Origin of the sequence: Curtobacterium sp. NPDC089991 (genome assembly GCF_044748425.1) — a bacterium.
GTDB lineage: Bacteria > Actinomycetota > Actinomycetes > Actinomycetales > Microbacteriaceae > Curtobacterium.
The window spans coordinates 77162-93896 of record NZ_JBIVGB010000002.1; the positions used below are offsets into that span (position 1 = coordinate 77162).

Genomic DNA, 16735 nt, shown 5'->3' on the forward strand with positions numbered 1-16735 from the left:
GAGTATGCTGTTCCGGTCCTGCCCCCACGAACGAAGAGACGTATGGTCGATCAAGCCCGCATGGCGGCGCTCGCGAAGGAACCCCTCGTCGTGATCGGCGCTCCGACGAGCGCCTTCCGCGGAACCTGGCGAGAGCTGCGCGACGTCTTCCGGCAGCGCGAGATGCTCGGGATGCTCATCCGACGCGACCTGAAGGCGCGGTACAAGGACTCGGCGCTCGGGTTCGTGTGGACGCTGGTGCGCCCGCTGACCCAGCTGCTCATCTACTACTTCGTCATCGGCAAGGTCCTCGGCGCCGCCAACGGCATCGACAACTTCGCGATCTACGTCTTCACCGGCCTGACCGCCTACACGCTCTTCAGCGAGATCGTCGCCGGGTCGACCGGCTCGATCGTCGGCAACTCCGGGCTGATCAAGAAGGTCTACGTCCCGCGCGAGGTCTTCCCGCTCGCCAGCGTCGGCGCGGCCCTGGTGAACTTCACCATCCAGTTCGCGATCCTGCTGGCCGCGACCGTGGTCATCGGCGTCTTCCCGTTCCACGAGGGGCTCGTCTACCTGATCCCGTCGCTCGCGGTGATCCTCGTCTACGGCGCGGCCATCGGCCTGGTGCTGTCCGCGCTCAACGTGTACCTGCGCGACGTGCAGTTCGTCATCGACGTCGGCCTGATGGTCCTGCTCTGGGCCTCGCCGATCGTGTACTCGTACTCGCGGGTGGTCGCCACCGTGAACACCGACTGGCTCATCACCGCCTACACGAACAACCCCCTGACGCTGGCCGTGCTCGGCATGCAGAACGCGATCTGGCTGCACGACCCGGCCGACGTCACGTACCCGGACCACCTGATGCTGCGCCTCGGCATCGCGTTCGTCATCGGTGTCCTCTGCCTCCTCGGCGCGCAGCGGGTGTTCTCCCGTCTGCAGGGCAACTTCGCGCAGGAGCTGTAGACCATGGCCATCAGCACCCCCGTCGCCCCGACGCCCACCGAGGGCACCGCCGAGCGCCCGGACGTCATCGTCATCGACCACGTCCGCAAGCGCTTCACGGTCCGCAAGGACAACACCCTGCGCGAGCGCATCGTCACGCTCGGTCGCGCCGGCCGCAAGCACCGCCAGGACTTCTGGGCCCTCGACGACGTCACCGTGTCGATCCAGGCCGGCTCGACGGTCGGCCTCATCGGCCAGAACGGCTCCGGCAAGTCGACGCTGCTCAAGGCGATCGGCGGCATCATCCAGCCGACCTCCGGCACGGTGTCCCGCCGCGGTCGCCTCGCTGCCCTGCTCGAGCTCGGCGCCGGCTTCCACCCCGACCTGTCCGGGCGCGAGAACGTCTACCTCAACGCGTCGCTGCTCGGGCTGAGCCGCAAGCAGACCGACGAGAAGTTCGACGACATCCTGGCGTTCTCGGGGATCGGCGACTTCATCGACACCCAGGTGAAGTTCTACTCATCCGGGATGTACGTGCGACTCGCCTTCGCCGTCGCCGTGCACACCGACCCCGACGTCCTGCTCGTCGACGAGGTGCTGGCCGTCGGCGACGAGGCGTTCCAGCGCAAGTGCCTCGACCGCATCCGCACCTTCCAAGAGGCGGGCAAGACGATCATCATCGTCACGCACTCGCTCAGCCAGGTGCAGGAGATGTGCGACCGGGTGGTCCTGCTCAACAAGGGCAAGGTGCTGCACGACGGCGATCCCGTCCAGGCCGTGAGCATGTTCCGCGAGGTCCTCGAGGAACGCCGCCAGGGCGAGCTCAGCACCGACGTCGCCGTCGGCCGCGGCAAGGTCCTCGGCGCGAGCGTGCGCGTCGACGGCAAGGAGCCCCGCGCCGAGGTCATGCCCGGCGACGACCTCGTCGTGGACATGGAGTTCGAGCACCTGGACGGCATCGCCGACTGGGAGGCCGCGGTGCAGATCAACAACGCCGGCGGCCAGGTCGTGTACGGCACCACCACCGGCATCATGGGCCTCGAACTGCAGCCGTTGCACGGTCGCCGGAAGCTCCGCCTGCGGATCGCCGACACCGCGTTCGGCACCGGCAAGTACTTCATCAACGTGTCGATGATGGACTCCGCCGGCCGCCACCTGCACGACATGCCGGAGTGCGACTCGTTCGAGGTGCCCGGGTTCGAGAACGCCGTGGGCACGGTCTACGCGCAGCCCTCGATCGAGGAGCTGGACTGAGCCCGACCGACGACGGCACCGACGTCCGGACCCCGGGCGTCCCGCGCACCGCGGTCGTCGTCGTCAACTGGGAACGCGCCGACCTGACGACCGCGGCCGTCCGCGCCGTGCTCGCCGACGGCGCGGCCGACCAGGTGGTCGTCGTCGACAACGGCTCGTCGGACGACTCCGTCGCCGTCCTCCGCCGCGAGCTGCCCGACGTCGACGTGGTCGCGCGGGAGCACAACGGTGGGTTCGCGGCCGGCGCCAACACCGGCATCCGGCACGCGGACGCCGAGGTCGTCGTGCTGCTCAACAACGACGCGGTCCCCGCGCCGGGCTTCGTCGCGGCGCTCCGCGACCACCTGGCGCAGGCGCGGCCCGAGGTCGCGGCCGTGACGGGCCGCATCGTGCTCGCCGGACGCTGGACGAGCCTCCCGGTCGGCGCGACGCCAGCACCCGGCCAGCGCGTGCTGCAGGGCCACGACGGCCGCTCGTGGACGCCGTCGCCCGACGGCGACGTGCGGCTCAACTCGACCGGTGTGCGCGTCGACCGCAACGGCAACGGCATGGACCGTGACTGGTTCGCGCCCGTCGACCGCGTCGCGGACGTCGACGTCTTCGGGTTCTCCGGTGGGGCCTCCGCCCTGCGGCGGAGCGCCCTCGACGACGTCGGCCTGCTCGACGAGTCGCTCTTCATGTACTACGAGGACACCGAGCTCACGTGGCGACTCCGCCGACGCGGCTGGCGCGTGGAACACGCGGCCGACGCGGTCGTCGAGCACGACCACTCGGCGTCGTCCGGGGTGCAGAGCGACCTGTTCCTCTTCCGCAACGCGCGCAACCGGATGGTCGTCGCGCTCTGGCACGCGCCGTGGGGCACCGTCCTGCGGGCGAGCGCCCGGACCCTCTTCCGCGGCCTGCGCGGACTGCTCACTGCTCCCACCCGACGGGAGGCCCGGCTCGTCCTGGCAGCGTTCGCGGACGTCGTCGGGGCGCTCCCGTCGCACCTCGCGCGGCGGCTCCGCGAGTCGCGGCGCGCGTCCGTCCCGCGCCGCAGCGTGGACCCGGGCGCATGAGCGCGGAGGGCTATCCTGGTCACTCCCCCGCCGACGGACCCGACCGTGGCGCCCCCGTTCGGAAGGACCCTCGCGTGCCGCAGCTCACCGTCCTCGTCGACGGGACCGCGGTACCGCGTGCACTCGGCGGTGTGGGCCGCTACGTCGAGGGGGTCGTGTCGCACCTGACCGACCCGGCGCTCGACGTCCACCTGGTGGTCCGACCCGTGCACGCTCCGCACTTCGCCGCCGTCGCGCCCCACGCGACCGTGCACACCGCGCCGGGCTGGACCGACTCGGTGCCGCTCCGGTTCCTCTGGGAGCAGACCGGGCTGCCGGCGCTCGGCCGTCGGCTCGGCGCGCAGGTGCTGCACTCCCCGCACTACACGTTCCCGTTCGCGTGGCGCGGCGGATCCGTCGTCACCCTGCACGACGCCACGTTCTTCTCGAACCCCGAGTGGCACTCCCGCCTGAAGCGGACGTTCTTCACCTGGTGGAGCCGCCGGTCCCTGCGCTCCCGCCCGGTCGTCATCGTGCCGAGCGCGGCCACCGCGACCGAGGCCGCACGGGTCGTGACCGGCATCCGCGCCGACGTCCGGGTCGCACCGCTCGGCGTCGACCGTGCCGTGTTCCACGAGCCGTCCACCGCCGAGGTCGAGGACGCCCGGATCGCCGCGACGCTGCCCGAGGGTGCGCCGTGGATCGCGTTCCTCGGCACGATCGAACCGCGGAAGAACGTCACCGCGCTGCTCGACGCCTACGCCGCGGTGCGTTCCGCGCGAGCGGACGCCCCGTGGCTCGTGCTGTCCGGAGCGCGGGGCTGGGACGAGTCCGCGATCGCCCGGCTCGACGCGCTGCAGCCGGACGACCACGTGATCGAGGCCGGCTACCTGCCCCTCGAGGACCTGGCGGGCTACCTCGGCGGCGCGGAGTTCGTCGTCTACCCGTCGCTCGGCGAGGGCTTCGGGCTGCCGGTGGTCGAGGCGATGGCCTCCGGCGCCTGCGTCCTGACCACCCGGCGGCTGTCACTCCCCGAGGTCGGCGGTGACGCAGCGGTGTACACCGAGCCGTCCGCCCCCGCACTGGCGTCCGCGATGACGCGGCTGCTCGACGACCCGTCGCTCGTCGCGTCGCACCGGGCGGCCGCGCTGGCCCGGGCCGCCTCGTTCACGTGGGAGGCCACGGCAGCCGTGCACGTCGAGGCCTACACGGCCGTGGCCCGGGACGCTCGGGCCGGGGGTACCCGGTGATCCGCGTCGCCGTGCTGACGGTCACCTACAACACCGGCGAGACCATCCGGCCGTTCCTGGCGAGCGTCGCGGCGGCGTCCTCGGAGCCGGTCGCCGTCGTGATCGCCGACAACGGCTCCGCCGACATCGACGCACTGCGGGCGATCGGTGAGTCCTACGGTGCCGTCGTGGTGTCCTCCGGGGGCAACCGCGGCTACGGCGGGGGCATCGACGCCGCACTGAGCGCCCTCGACGACGTCCTGCCCGACGTCCGCCCCGAGTTCCTGCTCGTCACGAACCCCGACGTCGTGCTCGCACCCGGCTCGATCGACGAACTCGTCCGCGCCGCCGACCGGCTGCCGTCCGGCGGGTCGTTCGGGCCGCGGATCCTCGACGAGCAGGGTGAGACGTACCCCTCCGCGCGCCAGCTGCCGTCGCTCCGGACCGGGCTCGGCCACGCGGCGTTCTCGCGGTTCTGGCCCGCCAACCCGTGGAGCCAGCGGTACTGGTCCACCACGCAGGTCGTCGAGCGCGAGGCCGGCTGGCTGTCCGGCGCGTGCTTCCTCATCCGGACGTCGGTGTTCCGCGAGCTCGGCGGGTTCGACGAGTCGTACTTCATGTACTTCGAGGACGTCGACCTGGGCCAGCGCGTCGGTCGCTCCGGCCGCGCGAACGTGTACGTGCCGACGGCCGTGGTCACCCACACCGGGGCGCACTCGACGTCGTCCAACCGGCGCCGGATGGAGATCGAGCACCACCGCAGCGCGTACCGGTTCCTGTCGCGGAAGTACCGGGCGTGGTGGCTCTGGCCGCTGCGCGTCGCCCTGCACGCGGGCCTCTCCGCCCGCGCCCGCTGGGTCACACGCAAGTAGCCCGGTCGGGGGCCTGCAGGGCCGTGCGCGACCCCACTAGGCTCAGCGTCGTGCACCGCGACCCGGAACCCTGGCTCGGCTGCGGCCCGATCGACGCCGCCCGCCGCTACTGGACGGGGGCGTTCACGTTCCGCCGTGCCCGTGCGAGCCGGGCCGAGTTCTGGTGGGCACGCGCCGTCGACGTGCTCGTGGTCTGGCTCGTCGTGACGTTCGTGCCGATGGCCACCGGGATCCCGGACGCCGACGACTCGATGTCGACCTTCCAGAACACCCCCGGGTTCCTCGGGATCGGGCAGTCCGTCCTGAGCCTGAACGGCAGCCCCGACGGCTGGCACGTCGTCGCCCAGGGGCCGCCGTCGCAGTGGGTGCTGTTCGTGTGGTGCGTGCTGACCGTCATCCCGAACCTGGCACTCGGCGCGCGACGACTCCGCGACATCGGGTCGCCGGCGTGGATCGCGCTGTTCGGCGGCTTCCCGATCCTGGACCTGTTCCTGCTGCTCGGTGCCCTGCGCCGCAGTTGGCGCCCGACGCTCCCGTCGGACCCGGACCCGGACCCGTCCGGCGCCGAACTCCCCGTCGCCCACCGCGCCGCCTGACCCGCTCGCCCGATCCGGATCGACGCCGGGCGCGCCCCGGCACGGTCATCGCGCCCAGAAGAGTCGGGGCGCGATGACCGCGGCGGGGCGCAGCTCGGGACGGGACTCGTCGACGCGGAGCGACGGGTTCAGGCGCGGAGGCGGGCGCGTTCGGTTCGGGCTGCGTCCAGCAGCACGGCGGCTCGGGCATCGAAGGAGTGCTCCGCGGCGATGCGCGACGCGACCGCCGCCCGCTCGGCAGCGGACGGCCACACTCGTGCCGGGTCCAGGAGCGCGGCGAGCTCGTCACGGGAACGCGCCACCGCGAGCGTCGGGACGTCGAGCACCTCGGTCAGCCCGGCGACCTCGTCGGTGACGACGACTCCCCCGGACGCCAACACGTCGAACACCCGGTTCGACACGAAGCCACCGGCCGCCATGTCCGCCCAGTGGTCGTTGAGCACCACGCGCGCCGAGGCGTAGGCCGTGGCGACCTCGGCCCGGCTCAGCGACGGTTCGCCGAGCGCTGCGTCGGGGACCACGCCCTGCCACCCCGGGCCGTGCACGCGCAGGTCGGCTCCGAGCGCCACGGCATCGGCGACCACCGGGCGCGCGGCGCCGCGGGTCGAGCCGACGAACACCACCCGGTCGGCATCGGGGCTCGTCGTCGCCCGCGCGCCCGGGTGGAACACCGCGGGGTCGGTCGCCTGCAGCAGCGTGCGGACCGGGATCCCCGACCGCGCTGCGGCCGCAGCAGCCCAGACCGGCCCGGCGGCGAAGGCCGCGTCGAACGACCGGAGCTCGGTGTCGGAGACGTCGTCGGGGTGGCTGATCACCCAGAGCAGGTTCACCGACGCGGGGTTCGGCGGCACCCGGTCGAGCCCGCGGATCACGAGCGTCACGTCGTCCGAGGCATCGTCGTCCCGCACGTGGGCGTCACGGCGGTCGATCCGGACGCGCTGCCCGAGCCGCTCGAGTGCCCCGGCCAGCTCGGCGGCGAAGTGCACGTCGCCCCAGCCGTCACCCTCGGGCCCGGCGGGGGCGGCGATCTTCAGCGACCAGGTGAGCGGGTCGGTGGCGCTGCTGGTCGTCCGGCGGACCGGTGTCACCGGTCGCGCTCCCCACGGCGGCAGCGGCGGCCCGGCCACGACGTCACGTGTCGCTGGCCCACGGTCCCGCCATGCGCTGAACGCGTCGACGGTCGCGGCGTCGACCGTGCGGCCGGCCTCGACCGAGCGGGTCGCCGCACCGACGACGCGCACCGGTCCGCCGTGGACATCGGCGACGGCGCGGGTCCAGGCAGTCAGGGTCATGCGTTCGTCCGGGAGGCACGGTGCCGGCATCAGCGCCGCCCCCGGCATCGAGAGCACTGGTTGGTCCGCCGCGAACACGGCGTCGGCGTCCTCGGCGGCGCCTCCGGGAACGGCGTCGTCGGACCAGGGCAGCGCCCCGGGACGGAGGAGCCGGGCGCCGGAGCGGAGTGCGCCGTCCGGCAGGCGGACCCGTGCCTGTGCCACCGCGTCGGCCGCGGCGAGTGCCAGGAGACCGGCGGCATCGATCGTCACCGAGGTGTCGACGAGCACGAGGACCCGTCCGACCCCGGCGGCGAGGCCGGCGTTGATCGCGGACCCCAGGCCGTCGACCGGCACGGTCCGCACCCACGGCAGGCGACGACCGAACGGATCGCGCGGCGAGGCGTCGGCGACGTAGCTCACGGTGCGGACGTCAGTGTCACGGCCGAAGGCCTCGCGGGCGACGGCGACGAGGCGCGCGACCTCGGCGTGCCGGTCCGACCGGGTCGTGACGAGGACCGTGACGTCCTGGTCCGGGTGCGGCAGGGGGTCGTCGAAGCCGGCCACGCGGACGACGTCAGTCGTCGATGCGGGCGCGGGACGGGCCTCCCGGTCGGGGTGGTCGGCAGCCGTCGTGTCGCGACGACGGCGACCGAACCACCCAGAACCGGACGCCACGGGCGGTGCTAGGCGCCGAGGAGCCGCTGGAGGTAGACGCCGTAGCCGCCCTTGACGAGCGGCGCGGCGAGCTCGGCGAGCTGCGCGTCGTCGATCCAGCCGTTGCGCCAGGCGATCTCCTCGATGCACCCGATCTTGAAGCCCTGGCGGTCCTCGATGACCTTGACGTACTCGGACGCCTGCATCATCGACTCGAACGTGCCGGTGTCGAGCCACGCGGTGCCACGGTCGAGGACCTGGACGCCGAGTTCACCGGCCTCGAGGTAGCGCTCGTTGACCGTCGAGATCTCGAGCTCGCCACGGGCGCTCGGCTCGATCGTCTTCGCGATCTCGATGACCTTGTTGTCGTAGAAGTACAGGCCGGGGACGGCGTAGTTCGACTTCGGCTCGGCCGGCTTCTCCTCGATGGAGACGGCAGTGAAGTCGTCGTCGAACTCCACGACGCCGTAGGCCTTCGGGTCGGCCACGTGGTACGCGAAGATCGTCGCGCCGTCGACCTCGGTGTTCTTCCGCAGGTTCGTGCCGAGGCCGGTGCCGTGGAAGATGTTGTCGCCGAGGACGAGTGCGACGCTGTCGTCGCCGATGAAGTCCTCGCCGATGACGAAGGCCTGCGCGAGCCCGTCCGGGGACGGCTGCACGGCGTACTGGATCTCCATGCCGAAGGCGGAGCCGTCGCCGAGCAGGGCCTTGAACTGCTCGTTGTACTCCGGCGTCGTGATGACGAGCACTTCGCGGATGCCGGCCATCATCAGGGTCGACAGGGGGTAGTAGACCATCGGCTTGTCGTAGATCGGCATGAGCTGCTTGCTGATGCCCTTGGTGATCGGCCAGAGGCGCGTGCCGGATCCACCGGCGAGGATGATGCCCTTCATCGGGATCGCTTCCTTCCTTCGTTACTTCGTCGTGCGGAGAGACTCGGTGTAGGCCACGCACTCCTCGTACGTCGGCAGCAGACCGGCGGCGGCGGCCGCTTCGAGCGTCGGGGCGCTCGTGTCCTTCTCGGAGAGCACCGGCTCACCGATGCCGTCCGGCAGTTCGAGCCCGACGGTCGGGTCGAGGATCGTGATCCCCTTCTCGCGTTGGGGGTCGTAGTGCGCGCTGACCAGGTAGTTCACGGTGGAGTGGTCCTCGAGCGCGACGATCGCGTGGCCGAGGCCCTCGGACAGGTACACGGCCTTGCGGTCGACGTCGTCGATGCGGACCGAGTCCCACTGCCCGAACGTCGGCGAACCGACGCGGATGTCGACGATGTAGTCGATGAAGGCGCCACGGACGGCGGTGACGTACTTCGCCTGGCTCGGGGCGACGAGGGCGTAGTGGATGCCCCGCGCGACGCCGGCCGACGAGATCGACATGTTCACCTGGCGGAGGTCCAGCGGGTGACCGACCGTCTCTTCGAGGACGTCGGCCCGGTACGCCTCGAGGAATGCTCCTCGTGCGTCGCCGTGCTGGACGGGCGTGAACTCCCACGCGCCGGGGATCTTCAGTTCGCGGATCTGCACCGGGGAAGCCTAGCAAGGTGGCGCATCGCATAGGCTGTCCTGGTTCTGTGCCCCGCGCCCCGCGCGCTGCGACTCCCGAAACGAGACCAAGCGAGCCCGTGAAGCTATTCGTCCAGATCCCCTGCCTCAACGAGGAGAACACCCTCGCCAGCGTCATCGACTCGATCCCGCGTGAGATCGACGGCATCGACGAGATCGAGATCCTGGTCATCAACGACGGCAGCACCGACCGCACCGTCGAGGTCGCCAAGGAACACGGCGTCAAGCACTTCGTGCACCACACGACCAACATGGGGCTCGCCCGGTCGTTCCGCGACGGCGTCGACTACGCCCTGCTGCACGGTGCCGACATCGTCGTCAACACCGACGGCGACAACCAGTACCCGCAGGCGCAGATCGCCGAGCTCGTCCAGCCGATCCTGCGCAAGGAAGCCGAGATCGTCATCGGCGACCGGCAGACCCGCACGATCGAGCACTTCTCCGGCTTCAAGAAGCTCATGCAGCGCTTCGGGTCGTGGGTCGCCAGCCGCGCCGCCGGGCTCGACCTGCCCGACGCCGCGAGCGGGTTCCGCGCGTACTCGAAGTACTCGCTGATCCGCCTGAACATCGTCACGCGCTTCAGCTACTGCATGGAGACCATCGTGCAGGCCGGCTACAAGCGCCTGGCGATCGCGTCCGTGCCGATCACGACGAACCCGAAGACCCGCGAGTCCCGGCTGTTCAGCAACATCTTCCAGCACATGTTCGAGTCCGGCTCCGCGATCGCCCGGGTCTACCTGATGTACCGGCCGATGGCGCTCTTCGCCTGGGTCAGCGTGATCCTGGGCGGGCTCGGGCTCTGGCCGCTCGTCCGCTACCTGGTGCTGCTCGCGATGCAGACCCCCGGCAACCACCTGCAGTCGATCATCCTCGGTGTGGTGCTGCTCATCACGGCGCTGCTCTCCATCGTGATCGGCGTCGTCGCCGACCTCACCCGCCTCAACCGCACGCTGGCCGAGGAGCAGCTCGACCTGCAGAAACTGCAGCGGTATGGCGACTGACACGGCCCCGGCCGTGTCGGGCACCGTCGCCCGCCCACGGGTCGACCGTGCCGAGCGCGTCGTCGTCATCGCCCTGACGGTCGCGTTCGCCGCCGTCCTGGCGGTCTGGGCGATCGTGACGACCACCTACAAGGCGCCGGACGAGCCGACGCACGTCGACGCCGTCCTGCACCTGGCGATCGGTGACGCCTGGCCGGAGCCGGGCGCGATGCACTACCTCAACGCCACGCACGACACGCAGATCAGCAACCTGCGACAGCCGGCGTCCGACAACGCGACGTGGGGCGAGCTGCTGCGGGAGTTCCCCGGCGTGCACCCGACGAGCATCGACCAGATGTCGCAGCACCCGCCCACGTACTACGCGCTGGCAGCCGGGGTGCTCCACCTGGTGCACTTCGAGGACCTGCGGTGGGACCACGCCGTGATGGCCCTGCGGCTGTTCGACGCCCTGCTCGTGCTGCCCCTGCCGTTCCTGGCGTGGGCCACGGTGCGTCGGCTGACCCGCTCGCCCCGGGCTGCCGTGGTCGGCGGGGCGGCGATCCTGGCCGTCCCCGAGGTCGCGTCGATCGGTACCTCGGTGACGAACGACGCCCTGATGCTGCCCCTCGCGGGTGCGCTGGTGTACTTCGTCGTCCGGCTGCTGACGGGCGACCAGCGGGTGCGGACCACGGTGTGGATCGGCCTGCTGCTCGGCGCGATGCTGCTGACCAAGGGAACTGCCCTGCCCGCCGTCCCCTTCGTCGGGATCGCGGTGATGGCGGCGGGCTGCACCCGCGCGACCGTCTGGCGGAACGTGCTGCGCACCACCTGGACGCTGGGGATCGCCGGTGTCGTCGGTGGCTGGTGGTGGCTGCGGAACATCCTCGTGTACCACGCGATCCAGCCCGACGGCATGGCCTACGCCCGCCCGTCGATGCCGTTCCCGGACGACACCGCCGCCAGTCCGGAGGTCTTCCTGCGCGACTACTGGAACGGCGTGACCCGCACGTTCTGGGGCAGCGTCGGCGGTCTGACGCAGTTCCAGTTCGCCCAGTTCCTGATCGACGGCCTGACCATCGTGTCGATCGCCGGCATCGTCATCTGGGCGTTCCGCCGCGGCCCGTCGCTGCGACCCGCGATCGTCCTGGCGTCGTACCCCGTCATCCTGATCGCCCTGCACATGCAGAGCGGGTGGGGCGGCTACGTGCGGAACACGATCGTCGCCGGCACCCAGGGCCGCTACTACTACCCAACCCTCATCGCCCTCATCGCCCTGAGCGCCCTGGCCTGGCGGCGCGTGACCGTCACCGCGGCCGGCGCCACACGACTGGCCGTCGGCATGTCCGTCGCAGCGACGGCCATCGCCCTCTACGGCGTCGTCTACGCGCTCCGGGCGTTCGGCCGCGACGCCGCGTTCTGGATCGACGAGTTCTCGATCGTCAAGTTCGACCAGTACGGCATGCTCGCCGCCGGCGGGAACTTCACGCTGGCCACCGTGGCAGCGGTCGCGCTGATCGCCACGGCGGTCCTGCTGGTGCGTTTCGTGCGCCGGACGGCGGTGACGGCGTGACCGCCCGCCGCGAGTGGGTCGTGCTCGGCACGATCACCGTCGCGTGGCTGGGCCTGCTGCTCGGCTTCGCCCTGCTCACCCCCGCGTTCGGCGCCCCCGACGAGCCCGCCCACGTCGACGCCGCGTTCCGGCTCGCGCTCGGCCTCGGGTGGCCGCACGGCGGCGAGATGCACTACCTCGCTGCGATCCGGCAGATCGTGGAACACCCGGTGCCCGCCGTCGACCGCCCCACGGTCGACGCGCTCCTGGCAGCGGTCCCTGGCGACGCCCCCGCCATCGACCCGATGTCGCAGAACCCGCCGACGTACTGGCTCGTCGCCGCGGGCATCCTGCGCCTGATCCGCTTCGGGGCGCACGACTGGGCCACCTCGGTGCTCGTCCTGCGCCTGTTCGACGTCGTGCTCGTGACCGCGCTGCCCGTGCTCGTGTGGGCGACCGTCCGCCGGGTGACGCGGTCGCCGCGGACCGCCCTGGTCGCACCGCTGCTGCTCTTCGCCGTGCCGCAGCTCGCGCAGGTCGCCGCCGGCGTGACGTCGTGGGCACCGATGATCCTGCTCGGCGCCGTGCTCGTGTGGCTGAGCGTGCGGGTGCTCACCGGTGACCGGTCGTGGTGGACCACGGCGGGGTTGGCCGTGGCGGTGACCGGGCTCGCGGCGATCAGCGCGCTCGGTCTGCTGGCGGTGCCGTTCGTCGTGCTCGTGTTCGCGCTGGCCCGCGACGAGCGCGGCGAGCGCGACCGCGACCGCGACCGCGACCAGCGCGCCGCACGTCCGTGGCGCCGGTCGGCCCTGCGCGCCGGCGTGGTCGTCGTCGCTGCCGCCGCCGTGTCCGGCTGGTGGTGGGTCCGCACGCTGCTCGTCAGCGGGACCCTGCTGCCGGACGCCCTGCGCGGCGTGACCACGGTGCAGCCGTACCCGTCGGGCGGCGCGAACCCCGGCGCGTTCGCCGGTCGGCAGTGGGACGGCCTGACCGCCTCGTTCTTCGGGGACTTCGGCGCGAACCAGTGGCCACTGCCGCCCATGGTCGTCGACGCCCTGGCGATCGTCGGTCTCGTCACCCTCGGCTGGTCGTACGCGCGTCGTGGCGCCGGACGCCGGGTGATGACCATCGCCCTGGTCTGGCCGGTGCTCGTCGTCGTCGCGACCCTTGCCTACAACTGGCGGAACTACCTCGGCACGCACCAGGGCAACGGGCTGCAGGGCCGGTTCCTGTTCGTGGCCGTCGTCGCCCTCGTGCTGTCGCAGGCCGTGGCGTGGCGTGCCCTGGTCGTCCGTCCGGAACTGCGCCGCCGGCTCGCCCGGATCGCCGCCGTCGGCTCGTTCGCCATCGCCCTGTACGGCATCGGCATCGCGTACCGCGGCGCGTGGGAGAACGTCCAGTTCCGGGTCACCCCCGGCGGCCTGTCGGCGATGGCCGGTGGCTCGCTCGCCGGGCCGCTCCCGATCGCGCTGGCCGGCGCGCTGTTCCTCGCCGCCGCCATCGCAGCCGCCGTGTTCGTCTGGCGCGCGGCCGCAGTGCCGAGCACCACGGCCGCCGTGCCGAGCACCACGACCACCCCCGTCAGCGGGCTCCCGCTAGAATCGCCGCCGACCCACGAACCGACCGTCAGGAAAGAGAACTCGTGAAGATCCTCGTCACCGGAGGGGCCGGCTTCATCGGCTCGAACTTCGTCCGCCGCACCCTGGAGGACGCGTACCCCGGCCTCGAGGGCGCCGAGGTCGTCGTCTACGACGCGCTGACCTACTCCGGCAACGAAGCGAACCTCGCACCGGTCGCCGATTCCCCCCGCTACACCTTCGTGCACGGCGACATCCGCGACGCCGCGAAGCTCGACGAGGTCGTCCCGACGGTCGACGCGATCGTGCACTTCGCCGCCGAGTCCCACGTCGACCGGTCGGTCCGCGACTCCGGCATCTTCGTCGAGACGAACGTCGTCGGCACCCAGCGCCTGCTCGACGCAGCGCTCCGCCACGGCACCGAGCGCTTCGTGCACGTCTCCACCGACGAGGTCTACGGCTCCATCAGCGAGGGCTCGTGGGACGAGGAACGACCGCTCGAGCCGAACTCCCCGTACTCGGCGTCGAAGGCCGGCAGCGACCTGCTCGCCCGCAGCTACCACCGCACCCACGGGCTGAACCTCTCGATCACGCGCTGCTCGAACAACTACGGGCCGTACCACTTCCCCGAGAAGGTCATCCCGCTCTTCGTCACGAACCTCATCGACGACGTGCACGTCCCGCTGTACGGCGAGGGCAACAACATCCGCGACTGGCTGCACGTCGACGACCACACCCGCGGCATCGCGATGGTCCTGACCCGCGGCCGCGCCGGCGAGATCTACAACATCGGCGGCGGCACCGAGCTCACCAACAAGGAGCTCACGCAGCTGCTCCTCGACGCCACCGGCAAGGACTGGTCGTACGTCGACCGCGTCGCCGACCGCCTCGGGCACGACCTGCGCTACTCGGTCGACATCTCGAAGATCCAGGCCGAGCTCGGCTACGAGCCGCAGGTCCCCTTCGAGCAGGGCCTGGCCGACGTCGTGCAGTGGTACCGCGACAACCGTTCGTGGTGGGAGCCGCTCAAGGAGCGCGCAGCGATCGCATGACCAGGTACCTCATCACCGGCGCCGCCGGCATGCTCGGCCGTGACCTCCAGGCCGCGCTCGCCGGCCGCGACGTCACGGCACTCTCGCGCGCCGAGCTCGACATCACCGACCCGGCCGCGGTGGACGCCGCCGTCGCCGGACACGACGTCGTGATCAACTCCGCCGCGTACACGAAGGTCGACGACGCAGAAGGCCACGAGGACGACGCCTTCGCCGTCAACGCGACCGGCCCGAAGCTCCTGGCCGAGGCCGCGGTCCGCCACGGCGCGAAGCTCGTCACCGTGTCGACGGACTACGTCTTCGACGGCAACGGCACCGCCCCGTACGCCGAGGACGCCCCGACCGACCCGATCAACGCCTACGGCCGCACCAAGGCCGCGGGCGAGGCGTTCGTGCGCGAGATCGCCCCGGACACGTCGTACGTCGTCCGCACCGCCTGGATCTACGGCGCGCACGGACCGAACTTCGCCGCGACGATGCTCCGGCTGGCCGGCTCGCACGACACCGTGAGCGTCGTCACCGACCAGGTCGGTCAGCCGACGTGGACCGGCGACCTCGCCGCGCGGATCGTCGAGCTCGTCGACGGCGACGCCCCCGCGGGCGTCTACCACGGCACCAACGCCGGGCAGGGGTCGTGGTTCGACTTCACCCGCGCCATCTACACCGAGCTCGGGCTCGACCCCGAGCGCGTCCTGCCGACCGACAGCGCCGCGTTCGTCCGGCCGGCGCCGCGCCCGGCGTACAGCGTGCTCGGCCACGACGGCTGGTCGCGCGCCGGCCTGGCGCCGATGCGCGACTGGCGCGAGGCGCTGCGCGCCGCGGTGGCCGCAGGAGCGTTGACGAAGTAGGCACGGCAGTCGACCGGGAGGCCCGGATCACGTCCGCCGCGTCGCGAACGTGATCCGGGCCTCCCGTCCCGGTCTCCTGCCGCGGCTTCCAGGGGGCGGCCCACCGGCCCTGGTAGGGTCGGGCAGCCGGGCGCCGGGCCGGTCCTCGGCCCCATCACCACGACGAGGAGAGCAGCACCATGACCACCCTCCACGTCCTCGTCGACCAGGTCGTCGCACCCGTTCCGGGTGGCATCGGGCGGTACGCCGAAGAGCTCGCTCGGCACCTCGTGGCGAACGCGCCGAGCGGCTGCGACGTCGCCGGGGTCGTGTCCGCGGTCAGCTCCGACGAGATGGCCCACCTGCGCACCCTGCTGCCCGGTCTGTCCGACCTGCAGCGTCTGCCGCTGGCCCGTCGTGAACTCTCGCTCGCGTGGCAGGGCGGCTTCGTCGGTGGCATCGCGAAGGGCATGGTGCACGCGCCGAGCGTCCTCGCTCCCCTGGTCAAGCACGACCGGTTCCAGGACCCGGGCCGGCAGACCGTCGTCACCGTGCACGACACCGTGCCGTGGACGAACCCCGAGACCCTGACGCCCCGCGGCGTCCACTTCCACAAGGCGATGGTGAAGCGCGCGTGGAAGCACGCCGACGCCGTCGTCGTGCCCACCCACGCGGTCGCGAGCGCACTGAACGAGATCCACCGGTTCGACGACCGACTGCGGGTCATCGGCGGAGCTCCGAGCGGTCGGCTGCGGCTGCCCGTCGACGCCGACCTGCGCGCCGAGCGTCTCGGCCTGCCGGACCGCTACGTGCTGGCCGTCGGCACGCTCGAACCACGCAAGGCACTCGGGTCCCTGATCGAGGCGCTCGCGCACCCCGACGCTCCCGCCGACATCCCGCTCGTGATCTCCGGCCCGGACGGCTGGGGCGACGTCGACGTGTACGGCACCGCCGAGCGCGCCGGGCTCGCCCGCGACCGGGTGAAGGTGCTCGGGCGGATCGACGACGCCGACCTCGCCGTGGTCTACGACCGGGCCACGGTGTTCGTGTTCCCGAGCTTCGCCGAGGGCTTCGGCCTGCCCGTGATCGAGGCGATGAGCTTCGGCACCCCGGTCATCCACTCCGACGACCCCGCGGTGGCCGAGGTCGCGTCCGACGCCGGGGTGACCGTCGCCCGGAACCCGCGGGACTCCTACCCGGAGCGGATCGCGCAGGCGGTCTACCAGGTCGTCAACGACCCGTTGCTCGCGGGGCAGCTCGCCGTCGCCGGGCCGGACCGTGCCCGGATGTACGACTGGAGCGACTCCGCCGCCGAGACCTGGCAGCTGCACGCCGACCTCTGAGCCGG

15 protein-coding genes are annotated in these 16735 nt (G+C 71.8%); 12 read left to right on the forward strand and 3 right to left on the reverse strand.

Translation table 11 applies throughout. The features are described 5' to 3' along the window. Nucleotides 1-42 precede the first annotated feature (42 nt). The 6 genes from ACIPV1_RS05505 (at nucleotide 43) to ACIPV1_RS05530 (ending at nucleotide 5912) form a co-directional block, all read left to right on the forward strand. Nucleotides 43-945 (forward strand): ABC transporter permease, encoded by a 903-nt coding sequence (locus ACIPV1_RS05505; protein WP_123292227.1) that lies wholly within the window; start codon nucleotides 43-45, stop codon nucleotides 943-945. A gap of 3 nt (nucleotides 946-948) precedes the next feature. Continuing rightward, nucleotides 949-2178 carry an ABC transporter ATP-binding protein gene (locus ACIPV1_RS05510; RefSeq protein ID WP_402725904.1) on the forward strand — a complete coding sequence of 410 codons (1230 nt, stop codon included), beginning with the start codon at nucleotides 949-951 and terminating at the stop codon, nucleotides 2176-2178. Continuing rightward, on the forward strand, nucleotides 2097-3236 hold the full coding sequence (locus ACIPV1_RS05515) for a glycosyltransferase family 2 protein (protein ID WP_402725905.1): 1140 nt from the start codon (nucleotides 2097-2099) through the stop codon (nucleotides 3234-3236). Before ACIPV1_RS05510 ends, ACIPV1_RS05515 begins: the two co-directional genes overlap by 82 nt. Nucleotides 3237-3310: 74 nt before the next feature. Next, nucleotides 3311-4465, forward strand: coding sequence for a glycosyltransferase family 4 protein (locus tag ACIPV1_RS05520; RefSeq protein WP_402725906.1), 1155 nt, complete (start codon nucleotides 3311-3313; stop codon nucleotides 4463-4465). Continuing rightward, complete coding sequence (locus ACIPV1_RS05525) at nucleotides 4462-5316, forward strand: glycosyltransferase family 2 protein (RefSeq protein WP_123292223.1); 855 nt, start codon at nucleotides 4462-4464, stop codon at nucleotides 5314-5316. The genes ACIPV1_RS05520 and ACIPV1_RS05525 overlap by 4 nt, the downstream gene beginning before the upstream one ends. Nucleotides 5317-5366: 50 nt before the next feature. Beyond that, on the forward strand, nucleotides 5367-5912 hold the full coding sequence (locus ACIPV1_RS05530; protein WP_185094250.1) for a DUF805 domain-containing protein: 546 nt from the start codon (nucleotides 5367-5369) through the stop codon (nucleotides 5910-5912). 128 nt (nucleotides 5913-6040) lie between these two features. Here the strand turns inward: ACIPV1_RS05530 and ACIPV1_RS05535 are convergent, their stop codons facing one another. The 3 genes from ACIPV1_RS05535 to ACIPV1_RS05545 are packed head-to-tail and all read right to left on the reverse strand — an operon-like array spanning nucleotide 6041 to nucleotide 9363. Further along, nucleotides 6041-7861, reverse strand: coding sequence for a glycosyltransferase (locus tag ACIPV1_RS05535; RefSeq protein ID WP_402725907.1), 1821 nt, complete (start codon nucleotides 7859-7861; stop codon nucleotides 6041-6043). A gap of 8 nt (nucleotides 7862-7869) precedes the next feature. Further along, nucleotides 7870-8733 (reverse strand): glucose-1-phosphate thymidylyltransferase RfbA, encoded by an 864-nt coding sequence (rfbA, locus tag ACIPV1_RS05540; RefSeq protein ID WP_111085998.1) that lies wholly within the window; start codon nucleotides 8731-8733, stop codon nucleotides 7870-7872. A 21-nt stretch (nucleotides 8734-8754) separates the two neighbouring features. Continuing rightward, on the reverse strand, nucleotides 8755-9363 hold the full coding sequence (locus ACIPV1_RS05545; protein ID WP_111085999.1) for a dTDP-4-dehydrorhamnose 3,5-epimerase family protein: 609 nt from the start codon (nucleotides 9361-9363) through the stop codon (nucleotides 8755-8757). A gap of 98 nt (nucleotides 9364-9461) precedes the next feature. Here ACIPV1_RS05545 and ACIPV1_RS05550 point away from each other — a divergent pair, with 98 nt between their 5' ends. The 6 genes from ACIPV1_RS05550 (at nucleotide 9462) to ACIPV1_RS05575 (ending at nucleotide 16730) form a co-directional block, all read left to right on the forward strand. After that, entirely contained in the window at nucleotides 9462-10403 is a 942-nt protein-coding gene (locus tag ACIPV1_RS05550; RefSeq protein WP_111086000.1) for a glycosyltransferase family 2 protein, read from the forward strand. Continuing rightward, nucleotides 10393-11952 (forward strand): glycosyltransferase family 39 protein, encoded by a 1560-nt coding sequence (locus ACIPV1_RS05555; RefSeq protein ID WP_123292219.1) that lies wholly within the window; start codon nucleotides 10393-10395, stop codon nucleotides 11950-11952. The genes ACIPV1_RS05550 and ACIPV1_RS05555 overlap by 11 nt, the downstream gene beginning before the upstream one ends. Further along, nucleotides 11949-13577 (forward strand): glycosyltransferase family 39 protein, encoded by a 1629-nt coding sequence (locus ACIPV1_RS05560; protein ID WP_402725908.1) that lies wholly within the window; start codon nucleotides 11949-11951, stop codon nucleotides 13575-13577. The genes ACIPV1_RS05555 and ACIPV1_RS05560 overlap by 4 nt, the downstream gene beginning before the upstream one ends. Next, the gene (gene rfbB, locus ACIPV1_RS05565; protein ID WP_111086003.1) at nucleotides 13574-14560 is read left to right on the forward strand and encodes a dTDP-glucose 4,6-dehydratase; all 987 of its coding nucleotides are present in this window, start codon (nucleotides 13574-13576) and stop codon (nucleotides 14558-14560) included. Before ACIPV1_RS05560 ends, rfbB begins: the two co-directional genes overlap by 4 nt. Then, nucleotides 14557-15408: a dTDP-4-dehydrorhamnose reductase gene (gene rfbD, locus ACIPV1_RS05570; RefSeq protein WP_248704509.1), complete on the forward strand. Its 852-nt coding sequence runs from the start codon at nucleotides 14557-14559 to the stop codon at nucleotides 15406-15408. Before rfbB ends, rfbD begins: the two co-directional genes overlap by 4 nt. A 179-nt stretch (nucleotides 15409-15587) precedes the next feature. Continuing rightward, nucleotides 15588-16730 (forward strand): glycosyltransferase family 1 protein, encoded by a 1143-nt coding sequence (locus ACIPV1_RS05575; RefSeq protein WP_123292216.1) that lies wholly within the window; start codon nucleotides 15588-15590, stop codon nucleotides 16728-16730. Nucleotides 16731-16735 lie beyond the last annotated feature (5 nt).